This is a genomic window from Ruegeria sp. P8, assembly GCF_056534665.1.
Window position 1 is genome coordinate 1 of the sequence record NZ_JBQERC010000023.1, and the last position, 19,434, is coordinate 19,434.

Here is a 19,434-nt window from a genome sequence, read left to right on the forward strand (position 1 = left end):
GCTCGATCTCGTCGCGCTGACGACCCAGCTCAGACCGGATCGAGCCAAAAAGCTCAGGATCGCGGTCCGACAAGGACTGGGTGAAAAATCCATCTGTTCGATGCGGGGCGTTCACAGTTTTGGTCTCCTGAAAATGGTTAGCCGGTCCAGCCAAGACCAGCGGAAATGGCATTCATGGATTGCAGCAGGGGCACGGGAACTGACCCTGCCTGCGGTTCGTTGCGGGCGTGTTGCAGCAGTTCGACCTGAAGAGCATGAATGCGGGCCAACTCGGCCTGTTTGCGGTCAAACCTCTCGCAAAGGCGGGGAAAGCGATGGCCGATGACCTGACCACCGGTCAGAAACCGGATCGCTTTGCAGGCACTATCGTATTCCGCCTTGATCACCTGCGATACACGTTGGCGGATCTCGATATCAGAGACCAATTCGCCATACTGCGCTGCGATTCCCATATCCGTCTGATAGAGCGATTTTTCCATCTCATCGACGGCGAGGCGGAACAGGCGGGAGTGTCGAAACATGTCGTGCAACACGTCATCACCGCGCGCGCCGCGAAACTTGCGAAAACTGGCCATGGCGGTGCCGAACCCGTACCAACCAGTAATCAGGTGGCGGTTCTGCGACCACGCAAAGACCCATGGAATGGCCCGCAGGTCATCCAGACTGGCCGCGCCGAACCGGCGGGTCGGACGGGACCCCATTTTCAGGCGGGCAAGTTCTTGGACAGGGCTCGCCTGCTGGAAATAGTCCAGAAAACCCGGCATCTGCAAAAGCGAGACATAGGCTGTCTGTGACAACTCTGACAAAGCATCCAATGCGTCATCGAATTCAGGCCGTGAAGGCGCCTCGTCAGGGGTCGCCGTATGGCGCATCGTGCTTGACAGCAACAACTCCAGATGCGCCGCAGCCGTGCCCCGGTTGGCATATTTGGCCGAAACCACCTCGCCCTGTTCGGTCACGCGCAGCCGCCCGGCAACTGTTCCACTGGGTTGCGCGGCGATGGCGCGCCCGGTCGGTGCACCGCCCCGGCTGACCGAGCCGCCGCGACCATGAAAAAACGTGGCCTTGAAACCTTGCGAAGCCAGCGCCGAGACGATCCGGCGTTGGGCGCGCTCCAACTCCCATGTTGAGCAGAAATAGCCCCCGTCCTTGCCGCTGTCCGAATATCCCAGCATCACCTCGATTACCCGACCGTCGGTTTTGAGGCTGCGACGGGCAAGCGGAACAGCCAGAACGTCCAGCAGGATCGATGGGGCATTTCGCAAATCGGCAATCGTCTCGAACAATGGGACTACCGAAAGATCCAGAGTTTCAGATCCAAACCCGGCATAGCGGGCCAACAGGTAGATGCCGAGAATATCGTCGGCCGAACGGGTCATGGACAGGATGAAGGGCCCTATTGCCCTGGGGTCCGGTCCCGATCGAACGCTATAGACCAGAGCCAGAAGAGCAAGCAGTTCCCGCGCCTGATCGCTTAACGCGTCGCGGTTTTGATAGGGCAGGTTCTGATCGGCCAGTTCGGTTCGCAAGCGGGCAGACCATTCGGCTGTGCCGTAAACCGGCACCTTTCCGCTATGCGACCAGATTTCGGCCAGAACGTCGGTTGTGACGGTCGAATTCTGGCGGATGTCCAGCGTTGTGGTCCGGAACCCGAAAACCGAAGCGGCCCGGCGCAGCGGACGGATGTGCTGCCGCGCCAGAATATCCGCGTTGACCGCACATAAAGCGGTATCAAGCGTGTCGAGATCGCCCACGAATTGCGAGATGTGATCATAGCCGCTGTTTGTCAGCCGATAGCGAATGGCATTGAGTGCTTGCCGGAACGGTTCATTCCGATTGCGTCCGGCGACCGGAGCCCGGTCGACTATCGCTTGTACTTGCGTCCTGACAGGCTCAGGTAAGGGCAATATCAGCGCGCTGATGCTCAACCTGCTTGCGGCACGTTCGAGAGCCTGGCGGTAAAGATCCAGAACTGTTTCGCGACCGCGTTTCAGCGCCAATGCGGTCATCTCGGTCGTGACATTCGGGTTGCCATCCCGGTCGCCGCCGATCCAGCTGTGAAAGCGGATATCGGGTGTTTCACTCAGCGTACGGCCCAGCACTTGCAGGCAAGCCTGATCGAAGCGGCCCATAACCTGCGGCACGGCGTCAAAGATTGCATCGCGGAAGAACTGCAACCCCCATTCGATCTCGTCGTGCAGGCTTGGGCGCGACAGGCGAAGTTCGCCGGTCAGCCACAAGAGATCAATTTCTCCCTCCAGACCATTCAACAATTCGGCGTGTTCGGTCGGAGTCCAGCGTTGCGTTTCAAGACTGACGAGGTTGCGGTAGATACGCCGATGAATTTCCAGAACCGTTACCCTCTTGGCCTCAGTCGGATGCGCGGTCAGAGTGGGACCGGTACACAGGTCAGCGGTCAGCTTTTCCACCTGACTGCACGTCAGGGACAAATCTGTCAGGGCTTCGGTAAAACCGCCTTCAACCGCTTCTGCGCCGTTTTGGGTTTCGGTCAGTCGACGATCCCGAACCTCGGCATTTTCATCGATGATGCACAACAGTTGGAACCAGATAGAAAGGGCCTGCAAATACGGCGTTGCCTCGGGTCCCGGCGGGATGGGTTGCAGCGGCGTGACCTCGGCCCATGCCGCAACATGTGGCGCCCGTTTCAGCAATATGTTCCGCCACAACGCCCGCAATTCCGAGCGCAACCCTTCGGCATAGCTCGAAGGGTTGGGGGTGGGCTGAATATTCGGGGCCAGCGCTTGCATCAGATCACGCGGTCCCGGGGTTCTCGGCCTTCAAAGAAATCACTCAGGTTATCGAGAACCCGAAACCCCATCGCCTCGCGCGCTTCGCGGGTGGCGCTGCCCAAATGCGGCAGCATCACGAGGTTGTCGCATTGCAGCAGGTCCGGGCTGATACGGGGTTCACCATCGAACACGTCCAGCGCGGCCCCGCCGATCATCTCGAACATCAGGGCCTGGATCAGCGCCCATTCGTCGATCACCTCACCGCGCGCGGTGTTGATCAGAAAGGCATCAGGCTTCATCAGGCCCAGTCTGCGCGCGTTGATCAGATGCCGGTTGGCAGCCCCGCCGGGGCAATGCAGCGAGACGAAGTCGCATTGCGGCAGCAAGTCGTCAATCGAGGCCACCTGCGTTGCATTGCACCTGGCCAGCACATCCGGCGCTATCTGGCTGCGGTTGTAGACGAGGATGTCCATGCCAAAGCCATGATGCGCACGGCGGGCCATCTCTTGCCCGATGCGGCCATAGCCGATGATGCCCAGCGTTTTGCCGCTGACCTTGGTTCCAACCAGATGCGTGGGCCGCCATCCGGTCCAGTTGCCGGACCGCAGCTCGCGCTCACCCTCGCCCGCGCGCCGGGCCACCATCAGCAGCAGGGTCATGGCGATATCAGCGGTGCATTCGGACAAAACATCGGGCGTGTTGGTCACGGTCATGCCCAGCTCACGCGCCGACGGTTCGCAGATGTGGCTGTATCCGACACCGTAATTGGCCAGGATCTTTGTCTGTGCACCAAGGACGTCCATTGCCTCGGCGCTCAGTGTGTCCGTTACAGTTGGCAGCACCGCGTCATAAGTTTTCAAGGCTTGCCGGATTTCGGCCGGGGACATGGGTTTGTCCCCGGTGTTCAGAACGGCATTATAGGTCTCGGCCAGCTGCGCCTCGACGGCGGCAGGCCAGCGACGGGTCACAAGAACCGAGGGTTTGACCATCACGCGGCCTCCATCACACGGGCAATTGTTTCACCGATCACCGCGGGGTTTTCGGCAACGGTCACCCCGGCGGCGGACAGGATCTCGACCTTTTCGCTAGCGCTTTCGCCAAAGGCCGAGATGATCGCACCCGCGTGGCCCATGGTGCGGCCCTTCGGAGCGGTCAGACCCGCGACATAGGCAATCACCGGCTTGGTGATGTGGTCGCGGATGTATTCGGCAGCCTCAGCTTCCTGTGGGCCGCCGATCTCGCCGATCATGGCGATGACATGGGTGTCCTCGTCCTCTTCGAACCGCTGCAGGATGTCCTTGAAGGATGACCCGTTGATCGGGTCGCCACCAATCCCGACACTGGTCGAGACACCGATGCCGCGTTCTTTCAGCTGCGCCGCAGCCTCATAGCCCAGCGTGCCCGAGCGGCCGATGATGCCGACATGGCCGGGCAGATAGATGTGACCCGGCATGATGCCCAGCAGCGCCTTTCCGGGCGAGATCGTACCGGCACAGTTCGGCCCGGTCAGCACCATGCGTTTCTCTTTCGGGTAGCGGTACATGTACCGCTTCACCCGGATCATGTCCTGCGCCGGAATCCCGTCGGTGATACAGACGCAGTAGCGGATACCGGCATCTGCGGCTTCCATGATTGAATCAGCCGCAAATGGCGGGGGTACGAAAACAAGGCTGGCGTCCGCGCCGGTCGCCTCGACGGCCTGTTTGACGGTGTCAAAGACCGGAACACCTTCGACGGTTTCGCCACCTTTGCCGGGTACGACACCGCCCACGACATTGGTGCCATAGTTCAACATGTCCTTGGTATGGAACCGGGCCATGCGGCCGGTGATGCCCTGCACGATAACGCGCGAGTCACGGTCGAGAAGAATGCTCATTTCACAGCCCTCATCTTGGTGCCTTGAGTAAGGTCGTTTTTCCATGCGCCAACAGCGCGTTCTGCCGCCTCCATCAGCGTTGAGGCGCGAATGATCGGCAGGCCGGACTTGGCAAGAATCTTCTGACCCTCTTCAACATTTGTTCCAGCCAGCCGCACGACGACGGGCAGGTCTAGGTCAAGTTCCCGCAGGGCCTGAACAACGCCTTCGGCCACCCAGTCGCAGCGGTTGATACCGGCGAAGATGTTAACCAGAATGGCCTGAACATTGTCGTCTGACAGGACCAGACGAAACGCCTTGGCCACCCGTTCAGGCGACGCTCCACCCCCGATGTCGAGGAAATTTGCAGGTTCGCCACCAGCCAGCTTGATCGTGTCCATCGTGGCCATCGCCAGACCAGCGCCGTTGACGATGCAGCCGATGTTTCCGTCCAGCCCGACATAAGACAGTCCGCGGTCGGCCGCGCGGCTTTCGCGCGGGTCTTCCTGGCTTTTGTCACGCAGTTCAGAGATTTGCGGATGGCGGAACAGGGCGTTGTCGTCAAAGCTCATCTTGGCGTCAAGCGCCAGAACCCGGTCGTCACCCGTGATGACCAACGGGTTGATCTCGACCATTGTCGCGTCCAGCTCGCTAAAGGCGGCGTAGCAGCCTTGCAATGTACGCACCATTTGCTGGATCAGCCTGGGTTCAAGCCCCAGGTTGAATGCGATCTCGCGCGCCTGAAATTCCTGAAGCCCAACCGCCGGTTCCACGATGGAGCGGACGATGCTTTCCGGGCGGTCAGCCGAGATATCCTCGATCTCCATCCCGCCCTCGGACGAGGCCACGATCATCACCCTTTGGCTGGACCGGTCGAGGACAAAACCCAGATAGATCTCGCGGTCAATCGGCACGGCGGCTTCGACATAGACGCGATAGATGCCTTTGCCTTCGGGGCCGGTCTGGTGCGTGACCAGCTTGCGGCCAAACAGATCATCGCAGGCCTGATAGATTTCGTTTTCGGTGTTGCACAGCTTGACCCCTCCGGCCTTGCCGCGACCGCCTGCATGGACCTGCGCCTTGACGATCCATTTGTCACCGCCCAGTTCACGCGCCCGATAGGCCGCTTGTTCCGGACTGTAGGCCAGTGCGCCGGACGGTATGGCGACACCGAAATTCGAAAGAATTTCCTTTGCCTGGTATTCGTGAATATCCATCTGATCCGCTCCTGTTTATGCAGCGATTGAGGTGCCGTAACGGCTTTCCAGCAGGTCTTCGATTGCGTCTTGGTCGACCGTTCCGCCCAGCTCTCGGATGGCTTCGGCGAACAGGCGCACGATCCGGCTGACGGCGTCGCGGTTCAATTGGTTGAGGATGCCGATGCGCACCTGCACGGGTTCGCTGAGCGTCGGCCAGATGCCAAACCCGCGCGAGCGGCAGTTCTGGACCAGTTCCATCTCGCGGCCAGCCAGTTCCGGAGGCAGGTTCAGCACGATCAGGCTGGGCATGTCGGAGGTGACCTCGCAGCCCATTTCGGTGACGGCGTCCCGCAGAACCTTCTCGTGCGTCTTGTACGACGCGGACCGCTTGGCCAGACCTTCCTGAAGGGTCAGGCGCAGGGATTCATGGAAGGCCGCAACGGCGTAGCCCGAATGGGTGCGGTGATAGGTGCCCTTTTCAACATCCTGCCCATCGACAATGCCCCAATGGCGGGCCTCAAAGATGGGATTGTGCACATAGGTATATGCACCGGTGGTTTTCAGTGAGGTGATATAGGCGTCGGTAAAGCTGACAGGGGCATAGGTCAGCGGCAGGCAGCACAGACCTTTCTGCGGGCAGGACGCCCATCCGGCGATACCCTGAAAATCGTCTATCGAGAAGTCATCGACGCCCAGAGACGACACCGCATCGATCAGACCCATCGCGCCATGAAGTTCGCACGCGTCGGAAAATCCGCGCAGGTCATTGATGCGACCCGATCCGGTTTCCCAATGCGCCATGAAAGCCCATTTCGGTTTGTGCTGCGCCAGCGTCGCTTCGACCAGATCACCGGTGACCGGCTGGCCGTGCGGAACCTCGATCACGGTGACGCTGGCGGCCTGAGGTGCCATCGGGTTGGCTGCATGTTCTTCGGGCGTCGCCGCCTTGATCCGCAGGGTCAGCGCGTCGATCCCCGAGAATGTCCCGTTGGCAAAAGCAACGACCTTATCGCCAGGCATGACAGCCGAAAACATGGTGTCCAGGGCGCTCCAACCGGTGCCGGCAACAGCAAAGGTATAGGCGTTTTGGGTACCCCAGATTTTCCGCAGCATGTGTTTGCATTCGATCATCCCCCTAAGGACGTCACCCTGCATGTGATCGGCAACGCCTGCATCGGCAAAGGCCTTGAGGACGCGCGCATCCGTGTTGCCCGGTCCCGGCCCCGCAGCGAGGGTCTGAGGGATTTCGAGCGGAGGGAAAATCTGAAAAGTCATGGTCTGGCATCCTCGGCTGTTGGCCGGGCATTGCGGCCCGTTGTGTCAAGTTACCGAGCAGGAAACGCGAGCTTGCCTTATGACGCAACGTAACTTACTACTGCTTTTGGATGGCCAATAGGATGGGGCAATACCTACCCGTTTTGGTAAAAATACGAAGGTATACAAAGAAACACCCTATCCTTATGGGTAGTTTTTTCCGAATTCGGGGCAAAATCATATGGTTGAGACACCGAGCAAACCCATCGACATCATGCTGGCGGACGGCAACCCGCTGGTTCTGTCGGCCATGTCCGAGATATTCGAGCGGGACCCCCGATTCTCGCTGATGGCCACGTCAGCAACGGCCGAAGGGTTTCTGGGAACGGTGATGCGGGTTCCCGTTCAGGTCGGTGTCGTCGACTGGACGCTTCCGGTTTTAGGCGCTGCCAAACTGATCGAAGTTCTGCGCGATCAGCCCAACGCCCCGCGCTTTGTCGTTTATGGCGACACTGGCGGCGATGTCCCGCGATTGGCGATGCAGGCGGGTGCGGCTGGATTTGCCGCCCGCACGGGCGAGGTTGAGGGCCTGCTGGAAACCTGCGCCAAAGTCGCGGCGGGTAAGATGGTGTTCCCGTTCGTAGATATCCGGAAAATGCAACAGGACCCGATCCAGAGCCTATCGCGTAAAGAACGCGCAATTCTGGAGGCGCTGGCGCAGGGAATGTCGAACCGGGATTTGTCAAAGGAACTTCAGATTTCGACCAACACGGTCAAGTTCCACCTGTCCAACATCTATGAAAAGCTGAGTGTCAAAAACCGCACGCAGGCCATTGCGTATTTCTATTCCTCTCAGCAGTCGCGAAACTAGACCAAAGGCGATCTGGGTGCTGGTGTTTCCCGACAGGTTTTTCCTCTGGCCCTGACTAATTCTGGATACCGTCAGCGGCAAGAGACACTACGCTTGCCCTGAGCGCTTTGCCGCGCGTTGCAGCGGGTACAACCCTGCGTTGCTTCCGCGAATCCCCCAGACATGTTACCTTGGGTCACCTTTAATGATTTGACTTATTTTTCTGACATCTCGTTTTTTCAGCTCTTTCTCGAGAGGTGACGTTCATGTCCGACTCCAGCAGTGAGCCCCCGCGCATAACGCTGTCCCTACCAAATCTTCGGCCAAGCCCATCGATATCAGCGGAAATTTCCGGCACTGTCGCGGCTGGTGCGCACAGCGTTGAGGATCAGAAGCGGGTTGAGGCGGAAAAGCTCAAGGCATTGCGCCGTGGCGTCGGAATTGAGCTGTCCTCAGAAGTGATCAACGATCTGGTCGACCGGCGCGTCCAGTCGACTGGTGCGGTTTTTCGCCAGCTTGCAACCATTCGCGAAGATCTGGCCGGAGGCTTTCTGGGGGCGGTCGTTCCCACCCTCGCCCCGAAGTTGCGGGGGGAACTGATCAACCCTGACGGGACCCCGGCCGAACGTGTGATCGTCGAGGTCCTGCGCCCCACCTTTACCGCCAATGAAGGGATCGACAACGCAGATTTTTCGTGGGCTGTCAAAGCCGCCGTCACGGACGCGCGCGGGATCTTCTCGCTTGATCTGCCCAATCTTCGCCTGCCACAGAACGGCCTGCGGTTGCGGATCAGGGGTCAAAACACCACCCTGACAGAAGCCGTGCCGCGCGTTGACGCGCTGGACGGCGAAATGGGCCTTGTGGTGCTGGATCGCACGCTCCTGCCTTTGCAGCGTTCGATCGTCGGTGAGCTGGCCGATATCTTGCCGGTGGATCCCGAGGATGCCGAAGAAAACATATCAGATTTCACCGGTACACAGGCCCCTATCGTGCTGGGCGAGGGCGATTGCGCGTCGGAGTACCGAACCGAAGGCGGCACGGTTTCACGGCGGCGCTATTCGGTTCTGTACCGGCTGATTGATCCCCTCGTCGGGCCCAAGAATATCGTTCGAACGCGCCCCATAGGTGGGGGCCGCTTTGTGACGACTATCCCGGGCACAGCCTTTGCTCAGGCCAATCTATCAGCCGAAACGCTTCTGGCCGCGTTCAACAACGACGGGGGTGATTGGGATTTTCGAGACCGGATTCCGATTGACGAACCCATTGATATCGAAGACTTCTTTGAAGATCTGGAGGAACGGCCGCAGGATGTACCCAAAGCGTCGAGCCTTGCGCTTGGGTATATTGCCAAGATGCGGTCGACGGCTGTCCACGCTGGCATGTCTTTGGGTCGGCTGGTCTATTCCCTACCGCTTGCCCCCGGAGAAGAGCAGCGGATTGTCGTGTCGGAACAGCGCGAAACACTGAGCGTACGTGAACGAGAGAGCCTGACATTTGAAGAACAACAGGAATTCGAGGAAGCCCGCGACACGTCCTTTGACAGTACGTTTGAAAGCGCGCTGGATGAGGTAATTCAGGGTACGTCTTCGTTTTCGACCCGCGCTTTTTCAAAGAGCTTCGGAGGCGCAGGTGGCGTTGGTGGCGGCCTGTTCGGAGGCATCGGGGCCATCGTCGGCGGCGTGGGCTTCAGCGGAGCACGGTCCAGTTCGAATTCTTCCGGCAATTCGTCCAACACGCAGAACACATCGCGCGATTTTCTGTCCGACACCCATGAGACATTCTCTGCCGCGCTTGAACGGGCGGCTTCGGTCAAGCGCAACTCGGCACGGACCAGTGTGCGCACTGCAACTGCGACGGATCGGCGAACGGCAACAACGAAATTCGTGGCCAACCGCAATCATTGCCACGCAATGACCATGCAATGGTTCGAAGTCCTGCGCGACTTTTCTTTGGAAACGCGTATCGAGGGCGTGCAGTTGGTGGTCTTTGTGCCGATGCAACTCATCCGCTTCCGCCGTCTGGGGCAAGGTGACCAGTTGCCGGGCAATGTCACCCGGTCCGGATTGCTGAGCCGGTACAAGGTCATCCTGCGCCATGCAGAAGTGTTCCGGCGCGTGTTCCGAAACCGCCGCAGATTCCGCAGCGCCCTGAAGCTTCTGGAAGAGTTTTATGCGGACAAAGACGCAACACCGCAGAACGCGCCCGGCGTCGCACAGGACATCGTCAGTTTCGAGGCGCAGGGCACGTTCATGCCCAACGATGACATTTCTGTCGTGATCTTCACGCAGGATGGCGACCGGGTCGGACCTGTTCCGCTGACCGGATCGCCGATAGACATCGACAACCTGCATGACCTGCCAGCAGAAACACGCGAGAACCTGCTTGTCCGGCTGGCTGATGCGCGGCGTGATCCGACCAAGCGCCGGACCTATACCGGGTCTGTGGCTTTGCCCCGTTCGGTCGAGCGGTCGGATATCGCGCGTGTCGAGCTGCGCAGGCGGACGGGTTCGTTTGCCTACTCGTTCTACACCGGTCCTGATCCCATCAATATTTTCAACATCTGGGAACATCTGGCCAATCTGGAAGATGCCGACGATCTGGATCGGGCCACCCGCAATATCAACCGTAGCCTTCGCACCACGATCTCGGGCTCGGACTTTGACGATCTGGTAGGACCGCCCATGGTCAGCGAGTTTGAGGCGCGTATGAATGAAAACGCCCAGACCGTTGTTGATGACAACACGTTCCAGGCGCTGCCTGCCACCCTGCCCTATTCCGTGCAGGAGGTGCCGGACGTTCTGTCACGCCGGGATCTGCGCCGCATCGAAGAGATGTACCAGCATGTTGTGGCCAACACCGTTCGCTATTCCCGCGTGATCTGGGCCAGCATGATGGACGAAGAACGTGCGATCCTGCTGGAACGCTTCACCATCGGGGTACCGGAAGGCGGGCTGGACGATGCCTCAAGCGAGATATCGCTGCTCAGCACCGTCCAGAACAAGGTGTTGGGGTTCTATGGCAATGCCATGATCATGCCCTTCTCGATCCCGCCCGATTTGGCCGACCGGATGGAGATGCGGACCGGTGACATTCAGGACAGTCTTCTGGCCTTCCATCGCGAAGACTTCCGACCACCGCGCCGCACGATCTCGCTGCCGACCAGGGGCCTGTTGGGCGAGGCTGTACTGGGCCGCTGCAATTCCTGCGAGATGATCGACCATCGCCGCTTCTGGAACTGGCAGGACAGCCCGACACCGCCACCGGTTGGCGACGCGCCGGTCCTGCCTGCTGACAGTGACGCCATCTTTGGTACACGTGCGCCGTCAGACCTGCCGAACAACCAGCCTTCGAACACGCTGACCATTGCAGGGGGCGACATTGGCACCGGCCAGGCTGTGCCCACGTCGCAATTGGCCGAAATCCTCAAGGCTGCGCCCGATCTTGCGCGGGCGGGAACCGATCTGACGGGTCTGAAGGAGTTGCAGGCGCAACTGGCGCTTGAAACGCAATCGGTCGCTGCGGGGCGTGACAAGGCCATCGACACGGCGACGGATCTGACCAAGGAGCTGGTTGGAAAGGCCACGGAACTTGCGGGTAAAGGTCAGGAAATCGCTGCCGCCCGCAAAGAGGAAGAGGCCAAGAAGGCCGCCGCTGACAAGAAGGCATTCGACGCCAGCAATGCCGCCAAGATCAAGGGGTTTGAGGATATCGCCAAGAACGCTTCGGGTGTTTCCGCGCTGATCGGTGGGCAACCGGATGGCAACCGGGTCGGTTTCGTTCAAAACCTGTTCAAGGATTTCCCCGGCGGGGCTACGGCTTTGGCCAACCCGTCCAACACGCTGCTTCTGGCCAAGCTTTTCGGGGCCTTCACCAAGGCAAATGCGGATGCTGATGACGGCAGCGCGACCAAGGCCGGCAGCCAGTCGGTGCTGGATTTCCTCAATGGCCTGAACGCCCCTGCGGAGGACGACAATGAGTGACACGAGCACAAATGTGACGGACAAACCGGGAATTGATGAAAGCCTTGCCGAGGCGATCATCAACATTCTTGAAACGACCAACTCTCCGGCGATCCAGCGTGCCCGTGAGGTGATTGCCCATAGGCTTGCCATTGCGGGCGATATTGCCCCATCGCGCATCCCTGCGCCGCGCAACATCACCGAGATCGGCGGCTATATCAATCTGCTGAGCGAGTATGGTGAGGCCGAACAGCGCGCACGCATGATCGCGGCCGCTTTGGGTATCGCGGGACCGCAGATTTCGCTGCCGCAGCCGGGTGCCATTCCGCCGATGTCTTTCATCACCCGCGACGGGGCAAGGCCCGTAGGTCCGCAACAAGCCAGTTTCCCGCTGAGCTTCACGATCCGTAGTGATTTCGTACCGGCCTTCGACAATGCGTTGCAGGAGATCGCGATACGTGGCGGTGCGATGCCGATCCTGACACCTGTCAGGGTCCTGCCGGCCGCCGGATCGGGGCCTGTGACCGACGGTATTGCACAGCTGGCTTTGATCGGTCGGACCCTCAGCCTGGCACCAACCGCGGCGCTGCATGCCGTGGCCACCGACCCCCTGTCGCTCAGCCGTCCGACTGCGGGCGGCGGGTTCGAGGTTCTGGCACGGGTCATCGACGCCGCCGCCCCGATTGCCGGGACCATCGCGGCGGCAGACTGGACAAGCTGGGAATGCGATGCTGCTGCCTGTTCCGAGGTTGACAGCAACGATGCGCGCTTTGCCCTTACACCGATCCTGAATGCGGCCGGTTGGCACCAGGCGGCTGATCCCGGCAATCCCACCAGCCTGTCCGATCCCGGCAGCTGGGCCGCGTGGCAGAACATCACCGGGCTTGTACCCGGCGTCACGCGGTTCGCGGATGAGCTGCAATTGCTGTACCCTGCCGAGATGCTCATCACCTCGCCGGTTTTCAATCAACTGGACAATGTCTGGACGGGAAGCACCTTTGCCGCGCCATAGGACCCCCTCTGCGACCGCAACAATGTGATTTGGCGGCACTTGGTTTTTGGGGTTACGCTTGAACAGGAGGGGCGCTATGCAAAACCCGGAACGTTTCGAAAAATTCTACTTTGCCAAAGTTGGCATGGGCGAAGCCTGCGGTTGCGCCGAGCGCATCATCGACGTTTTCGAGTTCAACCGAAAAGGTGGCGCGCAATCAAAACACCCGGTGAAACAGGACCGGCGCAGACGTCTGTCGTTTCGGGCATGGGCGGTCAGATATGGGCTTATGAGCCGGAAGCGGCAGGGCTGAACCCGGATTGGTCCTGTCAGACAGCAACCAGTTTTCCGTCTCGCAAATCCAGCGCATCCGGTGCCAGTTCAGCACGGAAGGCCGGGGAATGGCTGACAAGAAGGATCGCTTGCGGCAATTCCCGGAGGATTTCCAGCAGCCGGGCCTCGTTTCGTGGGTCCAGCGCGTTGGTGGGTTCATCAAGCAGCAGAACCTCGGGCTCCATCGCCAGAACGGTCGCCAGCGTAACCAGCCGTTTTTCACCCCCTGACAACTTGTGGGTGATGCGGTTCTTCAGATGCATCAGGTCCAGATCACCCAACACGTTTTCTACGATGGCTAGCGCTTCGTCGCGTGTTCTGCCCAGGTTGAGCGGGCCAAAGGCGATATCCTCGGCGACGGTCGGGCAGAACAGTTGATCATCCGCATCCTGAAACACAAGGCCCACCCGGCGGCGTACGTCATGAAAATCGGCCTCTTGCACCCTTTGCTGACCAAAGATCGTGACCGTGCCGGACCGTGGGCGCTGCAAGCCAAGCGTGATGCGCAGCAAGGTCGATTTTCCCGCCCCGTTCGGACCCGTCAGCGACAGGCGTTGACCGGCGGACAGGCTGAGGCTGGCACCGTCCAGAACGGGTGGCTGACCAGGGTAGGCAAAGCAGATATCTTCAAGCGCAATCAGTGTCATGCCAAATCCAGTATGATCAGACCCGCGCAAAGGGCACCAAGACCTGCGGCAAAAACGATGTCCCTTCGGGTCAGGGCAAAGTCCTGAAGCAGCAGCATACGGCCTGAAAACCCCCGGCATTTCATCGCATCAAGTATGCGTTCGGATCTTTCGATCGCGCGCACCAGCATCATGCCCACGAGATAGCCAAAACTACGATAGGTGTGCCAGTTTGTTGCCGGGCGAAAGCCGCGCACTTTCATAGCCGCGCGCAGGCGCAGGTATTCTTCCCGCAGAACCTCGATATAGCGGATGGTGAACATCAGAAGGTGAACCAGCTTTTCGGGGCAGCGTAGGCGGTGCAAGGCGTGGCCAAGCGTAACCGGCTCCATCGTGCCGACCAGCACCATAAGGGACAGGATGACCGCGTTGGCCGTCAGGGCGATCTCGACCGCTTTCCAGAAACCCTGCCAGCTTGCAGGAAACCCCCAGAGCGTAAACATCGGGTCGCCGGGCATGGAGAATGGCAACAGCACCAGCATGAAAAGGATGAACCCATCCATCATGGCCATGCGTTTCAACGTTTTCCGCCAGGGCAGACGCGACGCGGCAAGAAGCGAAAGGGACACCGCCAGAGCCCCGCACAGTGCTGTCAGCGAGGACACCGCCACAGTCACCACCGCGAAGACAACCGCCATGACGATCCGCATCCTTGGATCAAGCGGGTTGATCGCGCCGCGCCGCTGCGCGCCCGCTTTGGCCAGCGTGTTTTCCTGTTGCCCCAGAACGTGCGCCATCAGGCCGCCAGCTTGCGGCGTGCCGCAAAGTAAAAGCCCAGACCAAACAGACCGACGATATATCCGATCCCACCCAGAACAGTTTGCAGGTCATTTTGTTCGCGGTAAGCCGCTATTTCCCGACGCAGCGGGCGCAGCTCATCCCGCACGGCCCTGGCAATGACCTGTTGTTGTTCATCGCTGAGCACCGCCGCTGTCTGGGCAGGTGCGTTTGTCGGCGCGGTGTCGGGTTCCGCTTCAACGCCCATGATCCGGGCGACATCCGCAGCGGGCATGGTGACCTCGGCCACATGCCCGGCACCAAGGTTTGCAAAGAAAGTATGGGCCACCGGCGCGTTTGGCGTGTAGATAAAGAACCCGTCTGCATCTGTTACGATACGGCCCAGCTCGGCTCCGTCCGGGCCGTTGACGATGACCTCGGCCCCGCTTGCCATGTCACCGTTGGAAAAGCCGATTTCGCCTTCGATGGCGTCACCGGATTCAAACACTCCGGCGATGACCTTATGCGCCAAGGCAGGTACGGGTGCGCAGCACAGCGCCAGAATGATCGCCAGGTACCTCACGCGACCGCTCCTTTGACAAACAGCTCGGGCTTGACCTTGCGCGCCAGCAAAACCGCGAACCCGGTCAGGATCGCCTCGATCGCCATGACAGGAATATGCGCAAAGAAAACAAGCTTGGCCGCTGGCAGGAATGCATCCCCGGACAAGGCCAGTGAAAACGCAACCATGCCGGTTGTGGCGGCGATGGCAAAGGCACCGCCGACCCCGCCCCATATCGCACCTTGCAGAGGTGAGCCATGGGCGATCAGGCGGCCAAAGATCAGCCCGGCCAAAACCGCGGGCAACGCGATGTTCAGGGTGTTGATCCCCAATACCGTCAACCCGCCAAAGCCAAAGAAGACGGCTTGCAGCAAAAGCCCGACGAACAGGGCCGGGAATGCGGCCCAGCCCAACAAAAGCCCGGCCATTCCGTTGAGGATCAGATGCACTGACGAAGGGCCAATCGGCACATGGATCAGCGATGCCACGAAAAAGCTGGCAGACAGCACCCCCGCTGTTGGAATGCGATCAAGATTCAGCGACCTGAGGCCCATGGCAATCCCACCCGCTGCAGCGACGGCTCCGCCGATCACGACCGGGTTGGACAAGGCTCCGTCAACGATGTGCATCTACGGTTACTCCAAATCCCAGGCGCGGATCCAGATGACCGCGTCCTGGCTGAGTTCTTTGCCGTTGTGTTCGGTCACAGGACCGGCACCGAGCGCCGCAAATCCCCAATATCCGGCTTTTGGAACGCCAAACGTGAAATACCCGTTATCATCCGAAGTTGCGACCAATGCACCACCCGGCATCGGCGAGACGGTCGGGGCCGAGGCGGCCGCGCTTTCCATGTCTGGTTCTGCGGCCATGTACTCGATCTCGATCTCGGCACCCACAACCGGTTGGCCTTCGGCCATAACCCGACCTGTAAACGTCGAACCCGCGATGATGTTGGTTGGTTTGTTGAGCGGGATGATCTCAACCGGCAGGCCCACCGGGTTCATCCAGTCGGTCGGCAGTTCGTTGCGGTTCAGGAATGCCTTGGCGATCTGCTGGATATAGATATCCTCGGATTCCTCATAATAGGGCTGGGGAACTGTCACCAGCACATAGTCGCCCGACCGTTTGACGGGAACATAACCCTTGAATGCCGCGCCTTCGTTTTCGCCACCGGTGAAACGTACGGGTTCCAGGGTATCCAGCAGATCGGTTTTCTGACCGTTGTGGATCACGTAGAATTCCTGCGGCTTGTCCAGATCCATGACATGCCCGTTCGAGAACGGATGCCAAAAGATCAGCTTGACCGGAACATTCCCCGGTGCGTCGATCATGGTTTCAGCGGTGTATTCCAGCAGGAAATGAGCATTTGCCATCGCTGGAAGCGCTATCGCCACAGCGGCTGCGGAAAGCAGCTTGGTCATCAATAGTCGTCCTTGTCCCATCGTACCAATCCCGGTACGAGATGCGTTTTGACTGCGGGGATGTCCAAGCTAAGCTGCTTTTTCAAGCATCCTGCTCCGACGCACATCCCGTCGCCGATTAGGAGTGCCCTTGTCAAAGGCACATGTCCGGCAGGTATCCTGACTTGCGGGTCAAAGCGTTGGGCTGGCCTTCCCGGATTAACTCCAGTGGCACTTCAGCCCTGCTCGCCGCTTACAGTTGCGGGTGCAGTTGCGGAATTGGGCCAAAGCCCGCACCGCATTCCCTTTTGATTCCAGAGCACGCCCCGGAACCGAACATGCCGAGCGGCTTGCCAGACTTCTTCGGCATCCGTCAACGATCATTTGCGCTGGCTATCAAAAAGTTTAGCGGGCAATGCCCTTTTTCCGGCGGATCCGCTTTGGATAAAGGTCGGGGTTTTCGGGAATGAACCTACCCTTCGAGCAGGTATCTTTCCGACAATGGCAAACTGGCCGCCCCCAATGAGCGGGCATCCGGGCCTGCCGTCCCCGCCAGCACCAAAGGCCGTTCAAGCCCGGTCAGGTTCAGGTCGGATAGTTCGACCTCAACCAGTTCCACCAGCCGCGCCTTGATATCAGCAGGCATCCAGCCATCAATCTTGACACATTCGAAGTCGATCAGGCTGCAAGACGAGACTGTGGCATGGGCGATCCCGTGCGCCGCTTGTTTCAGCCAGTTCTCAAGGTGGGATTCCGGTACGTCCCAATGCTGTGTCGTTTCCCAGATTGAACCGGGTGTCGCGGCATTCTCACCTGTCACGCGCTCCAGCACATAAAGACTGGCGACATCTATCAACGGTTTCACTCCGCCTGCGCCGTCCGGCACGGGCAATGGCCCAAGCGCACCGGCGTTTCCCCGCCCCGAAAAGATCGAGCCGTTCAGAACCACCCCGCCCCCAATGAAGAAGCCCACATAAAAATACAGGAAATCTCGTGGGCCTTCCGCCGGGCCAAAGACCAGCTCGGCACCGCAGGCGGCCGTTGCGTCGTTCTGCAAGAACACCGGCAAGTCATAGCTTGCGGCCAGCGCGCCTTTTAAGTCCGCGTCACGCCACGGATCCATTTTCTCCTGCGGAACCTGCAATGTCTGTGCCCAGTCCCAAAGGTAGAACGGCATCGCAATCCCAAGACCCGCGATCCGGCTGCGCGCTTCGGGCGACAGCGACGTCATCACTTTGTCGAGGCTTTCCTTGGAAAAGCTCAGTGTCGCCTCGGGCGTCGGAAAATCATAAGTCCGCCGTTCGCGTTGCCTGACATTGCCAAGGAAATCCGTCAGCACCAGCTCGGTACTTCGCCGCCCGACTTTGAGCCCGAAGAAATACGCGCCATCCGGATTCAGGCGCATGGGAACCGAGGGCTGCCCGACTTTTCCCCGGATCGGTTCACCCCGCAGAAGCAGCCCATCGGTTTCCAACTGGCGCATGATGACCGAAACCGTCTGTGCCGACAGCCCGGTCATGCGCGCGATTTCAGATTTTGCAAGGGCCTGATGGCGCCGGACCAGTGACAGGACAAGCCGTTCATTTCGGGCCCGCATTCCGCTTTGATTGGTGCCGCGCATGTCTGGCTCGCGTACGCCAGCGGTATTGTCCAAAGAGTTGTTTGCAGACACGGCCATCCCCTTCGTGACGACAATGTTGAAACCCTTCCTTTCTGTCAATAATAAATAAGAGTGATTTATTTATTGACTCAAAATTCGAATCTTGTGATGGTTTTCATGTTCGATCGGGCCGGATTTCGCCCGATCAGACGTATGCCCGGACGGGCATTGGGAAAACTGGGAGGACTACCGATGAAACTTGCGAAACTTGCAGGCGCCACGGCGCTGGCGGTTACGGCCATGGCAAGCAGTGCAATGGCCGAAGGTGAAACCGTTTGCCTGATCACCAAGACGGATACCAACCCTTTCTTTGTTAAAATGAGAGAGGGTGCCACAGCTAAAGCCGAAGAGCTTGGCATGACGCTGAAGGCCTTTGCCGGCAAAGTCGACGGCGACCACGAAACTCAGGTTCAGGCCATTGAAACCTGCATTCTGGATGGCGCAAAGGGTATCCTGCTGACCGCGTCGGATACGTCGTCCATCGTTCCGGCGGTGCAGCAGGCCCGCGATGCCGGGCTGCTGGTGATTGCGCTGGACACCCCGCTTGAGCCTATCGACTCGGCCGACGCGACCTTTGCCACCGACAATTTCCTTGCGGGGCTTCTGATCGGACAATGGGCAAAAGCCACTCTGGGAGATGCGGCAAACGACGCCAAAATCGCCACGTTGGACCTTGCGGTCAGCCAGCCCACTGTGGACGTGCTTCGCAATCAGGGGTTCCTGCAGGGGTTCGGTGTTGATCTGGCCGATCCGAACGTGATTGGCGATGAAAACGACCCGCGTCTTGTTGGCAGCGATGTCACCGCTGGCAACGAAGAAGGCGGCCGCCGCGCGATGGAGAACCTGCTGGCCAAAGACCCGACGATCAACGTGGTGCATACCATCAACGAACCGGCGGCAGCGGGCGCTTACGAGGCGCTCAAGGCTATCGGACGCGAAAATGACGTGTTGATCGTTTCCGTCGATGGCGGTTGCCCCGGCGTGCAGAACGTGGCGGACGGGGTCATCGGCGCAACATCCCAGCAATACCCGCTGCTGATGGCATCGCTGGGTGTTGAGGCTGTCAAGAAATGGGCGGACGAAGGGACGAAACCCGAGAACACACCCGGTAAGGACTTTTTTGACACTGGCGTGGCGCTTGTGACGGATAAGGCCGCCGACGGCGTCGAGTCCATCTCGGTTCAGGAAGGCATGGACCTCTGCTGGGGTTAAGCTGAA

Annotated in this window: 16 protein-coding genes and 1 riboswitch; of the genes, 5 read left to right on the forward strand and 11 right to left on the reverse strand. The window is 59.6% G+C overall.

Translation table 11 applies throughout. The annotated features are described in order from the left end of the window. Nucleotides 1-137 precede the first annotated feature (137 nt). From ACR0BZ_RS18085 to ACR0BZ_RS18105, 5 genes are read right to left on the reverse strand one after another with little or no spacing between them, the layout of a single operon-like run. Nucleotides 138-2,768: a phosphoenolpyruvate carboxylase gene (locus ACR0BZ_RS18085; RefSeq protein WP_480920925.1), complete on the reverse strand. Its 2,631-nt coding sequence runs from the start codon at nt 2,766-2,768 to the stop codon at nt 138-140. Beyond that, on the reverse strand, nt 2,768-3,739 hold the full coding sequence (locus ACR0BZ_RS18090; protein ID WP_480920926.1) for a 2-hydroxyacid dehydrogenase: 972 nt from the start codon (nt 3,737-3,739) through the stop codon (nt 2,768-2,770). The genes ACR0BZ_RS18085 and ACR0BZ_RS18090 overlap by 1 nt, the downstream gene beginning before the upstream one ends. Continuing rightward, nucleotides 3,739-4,626: a succinate--CoA ligase subunit alpha gene (gene sucD / locus ACR0BZ_RS18095; protein WP_209508187.1), complete on the reverse strand. Its 888-nt coding sequence runs from the start codon at nt 4,624-4,626 to the stop codon at nt 3,739-3,741. Before sucD ends, ACR0BZ_RS18090 begins: the two co-directional genes overlap by 1 nt. Further along, entirely contained in the window at nt 4,623-5,822 is a 1,200-nt protein-coding gene (locus tag ACR0BZ_RS18100; protein WP_209508189.1) for a malate--CoA ligase subunit beta, read from the reverse strand. Before ACR0BZ_RS18100 ends, sucD begins: the two co-directional genes overlap by 4 nt. A gap of 15 nt (nt 5,823-5,837) precedes the next feature. Beyond that, a complete protein-coding gene (locus ACR0BZ_RS18105; protein WP_480920927.1) occupies nt 5,838-7,079 on the reverse strand; it encodes a pyridoxal-phosphate-dependent aminotransferase family protein in 1,242 nt (413 codons plus the stop codon). Nucleotides 7,080-7,299: 220 nt separating this feature from the next. Here ACR0BZ_RS18105 and ACR0BZ_RS18110 point away from each other — a divergent pair, with 220 nt between their 5' ends. From ACR0BZ_RS18110 to ACR0BZ_RS18125, 4 genes are all read left to right on the forward strand, one after another. Beyond that, nucleotides 7,300-7,929 (forward strand): response regulator transcription factor, encoded by a 630-nt coding sequence (locus ACR0BZ_RS18110; RefSeq protein ID WP_480496195.1) that lies wholly within the window; start codon nt 7,300-7,302, stop codon nt 7,927-7,929. A 245-nt stretch (nt 7,930-8,174) separates the two neighbouring features. Beyond that, a complete protein-coding gene (locus ACR0BZ_RS18115; RefSeq protein ID WP_480920928.1) occupies nt 8,175-11,888 on the forward strand; it encodes a hypothetical protein in 3,714 nt (1,237 codons plus the stop codon). Beyond that, complete coding sequence (locus tag ACR0BZ_RS18120; protein WP_480920929.1) at nt 11,881-12,879, forward strand: hypothetical protein; 999 nt, start codon at nt 11,881-11,883, stop codon at nt 12,877-12,879. The genes ACR0BZ_RS18115 and ACR0BZ_RS18120 overlap by 8 nt, the downstream gene beginning before the upstream one ends. 76 nt (nt 12,880-12,955) lie before the next feature. Beyond that, the gene (locus ACR0BZ_RS18125; protein ID WP_480484874.1) at nt 12,956-13,171 is read left to right on the forward strand and encodes a hypothetical protein; all 216 of its coding nucleotides are present in this window, start codon (nt 12,956-12,958) and stop codon (nt 13,169-13,171) included. Between the two features lie 16 nt (nt 13,172-13,187). Here the strand turns inward: ACR0BZ_RS18125 and ACR0BZ_RS18130 are convergent, their stop codons facing one another. The 6 genes from ACR0BZ_RS18130 to ACR0BZ_RS18155 all read right to left on the reverse strand — a co-directional run bounded on the left by ACR0BZ_RS18130 (nt 13,188) and on the right by ACR0BZ_RS18155 (nt 18,234). After that, a complete protein-coding gene (locus ACR0BZ_RS18130; protein ID WP_480920930.1) occupies nt 13,188-13,838 on the reverse strand; it encodes an energy-coupling factor ABC transporter ATP-binding protein in 651 nt (216 codons plus the stop codon). Beyond that, nucleotides 13,835-14,614, reverse strand: a complete 780-nt coding sequence (gene cbiQ, locus ACR0BZ_RS18135; protein WP_480920931.1) for a cobalt ECF transporter T component CbiQ — start codon at nt 14,612-14,614, stop codon at nt 13,835-13,837. The genes ACR0BZ_RS18130 and cbiQ overlap by 4 nt, the downstream gene beginning before the upstream one ends. Beyond that, nucleotides 14,614-15,177 (reverse strand): cobalt ABC transporter permease, encoded by a 564-nt coding sequence (locus tag ACR0BZ_RS18140; protein ID WP_480920932.1) that lies wholly within the window; start codon nt 15,175-15,177, stop codon nt 14,614-14,616. The genes cbiQ and ACR0BZ_RS18140 overlap by 1 nt, the downstream gene beginning before the upstream one ends. Further along, nucleotides 15,174-15,785 carry a cobalt transporter CbiM gene (gene cbiM / locus ACR0BZ_RS18145; protein ID WP_480920933.1) on the reverse strand — a complete coding sequence of 204 codons (612 nt, stop codon included), beginning with the start codon at nt 15,783-15,785 and terminating at the stop codon, nt 15,174-15,176. The genes ACR0BZ_RS18140 and cbiM overlap by 4 nt, the downstream gene beginning before the upstream one ends. Nucleotides 15,786-15,791: 6 nt before the next feature. Then, a complete protein-coding gene (locus ACR0BZ_RS18150; RefSeq protein WP_480833519.1) occupies nt 15,792-16,577 on the reverse strand; it encodes a DUF4198 domain-containing protein in 786 nt (261 codons plus the stop codon). Between the two features lie 132 nt (nt 16,578-16,709). Continuing rightward, nucleotides 16,710-16,908: riboswitch (cobalamin riboswitch) on the reverse strand. A 120-nt stretch (nt 16,909-17,028) separates the two neighbouring features. Further along, a complete protein-coding gene (locus ACR0BZ_RS18155) occupies nt 17,029-18,234 on the reverse strand; it encodes an ROK family transcriptional regulator (protein WP_480920934.1) in 1,206 nt (401 codons plus the stop codon). Nucleotides 18,235-18,408: 174 nt separating this feature from the next. Between ACR0BZ_RS18155 and ACR0BZ_RS18160 the strand changes: the two genes are divergently transcribed. Continuing rightward, a complete protein-coding gene (locus tag ACR0BZ_RS18160; protein ID WP_480920935.1) occupies nt 18,409-19,428 on the forward strand; it encodes a substrate-binding domain-containing protein in 1,020 nt (339 codons plus the stop codon). Nucleotides 19,429-19,434 lie beyond the last annotated feature (6 nt).

Excerpts from the sequence above, each read along its gene's own strand:
- ACR0BZ_RS18125 (WP_480484874.1), top strand. The coding sequence starts at position 12,956 with ATGCAAAACCCGGAACGTTTCGAAAAATTCTACTTTGCCAAAGTTGGC.
- cbiM (WP_480920933.1), bottom strand. The coding sequence starts at position 15,785 with ATGCACATCGTTGACGGAGCCTTGTCCAACCCGGTCGTGATCGGCGGA.
- ACR0BZ_RS18120 (WP_480920929.1), top strand. The coding sequence starts at position 11,881 with ATGAGTGACACGAGCACAAATGTGACGGACAAACCGGGAATTGATGAA.
- ACR0BZ_RS18105 (WP_480920927.1), bottom strand. The coding sequence starts at position 7,079 with ATGACTTTTCAGATTTTCCCTCCGCTCGAAATCCCTCAGACCCTCGCT.
- ACR0BZ_RS18110 (WP_480496195.1), top strand. The coding sequence starts at position 7,300 with ATGGTTGAGACACCGAGCAAACCCATCGACATCATGCTGGCGGACGGC.
- ACR0BZ_RS18160 (WP_480920935.1), top strand. The coding sequence starts at position 18,409 with ATGAAACTTGCGAAACTTGCAGGCGCCACGGCGCTGGCGGTTACGGCC.
- ACR0BZ_RS18150 (WP_480833519.1), bottom strand. The coding sequence starts at position 16,577 with ATGACCAAGCTGCTTTCCGCAGCCGCTGTGGCGATAGCGCTTCCAGCG.
- ACR0BZ_RS18100 (WP_209508189.1), bottom strand. The coding sequence starts at position 5,822 with ATGGATATTCACGAATACCAGGCAAAGGAAATTCTTTCGAATTTCGGT.
- ACR0BZ_RS18155 (WP_480920934.1), bottom strand. The coding sequence starts at position 18,234 with ATGGCCGTGTCTGCAAACAACTCTTTGGACAATACCGCTGGCGTACGC.
- ACR0BZ_RS18090 (WP_480920926.1), bottom strand. The coding sequence starts at position 3,739 with ATGGTCAAACCCTCGGTTCTTGTGACCCGTCGCTGGCCTGCCGCCGTC.
- ACR0BZ_RS18115 (WP_480920928.1), top strand. The coding sequence starts at position 8,175 with ATGTCCGACTCCAGCAGTGAGCCCCCGCGCATAACGCTGTCCCTACCA.
- sucD (WP_209508187.1), bottom strand. The coding sequence starts at position 4,626 with ATGAGCATTCTTCTCGACCGTGACTCGCGCGTTATCGTGCAGGGCATC.
- ACR0BZ_RS18130 (WP_480920930.1), bottom strand. The coding sequence starts at position 13,838 with ATGACACTGATTGCGCTTGAAGATATCTGCTTTGCCTACCCTGGTCAG.
- ACR0BZ_RS18085 (WP_480920925.1), bottom strand. The coding sequence starts at position 2,768 with ATGCAAGCGCTGGCCCCGAATATTCAGCCCACCCCCAACCCTTCGAGC.
- cbiQ (WP_480920931.1), bottom strand. The coding sequence starts at position 14,614 with ATGGCGCACGTTCTGGGGCAACAGGAAAACACGCTGGCCAAAGCGGGC.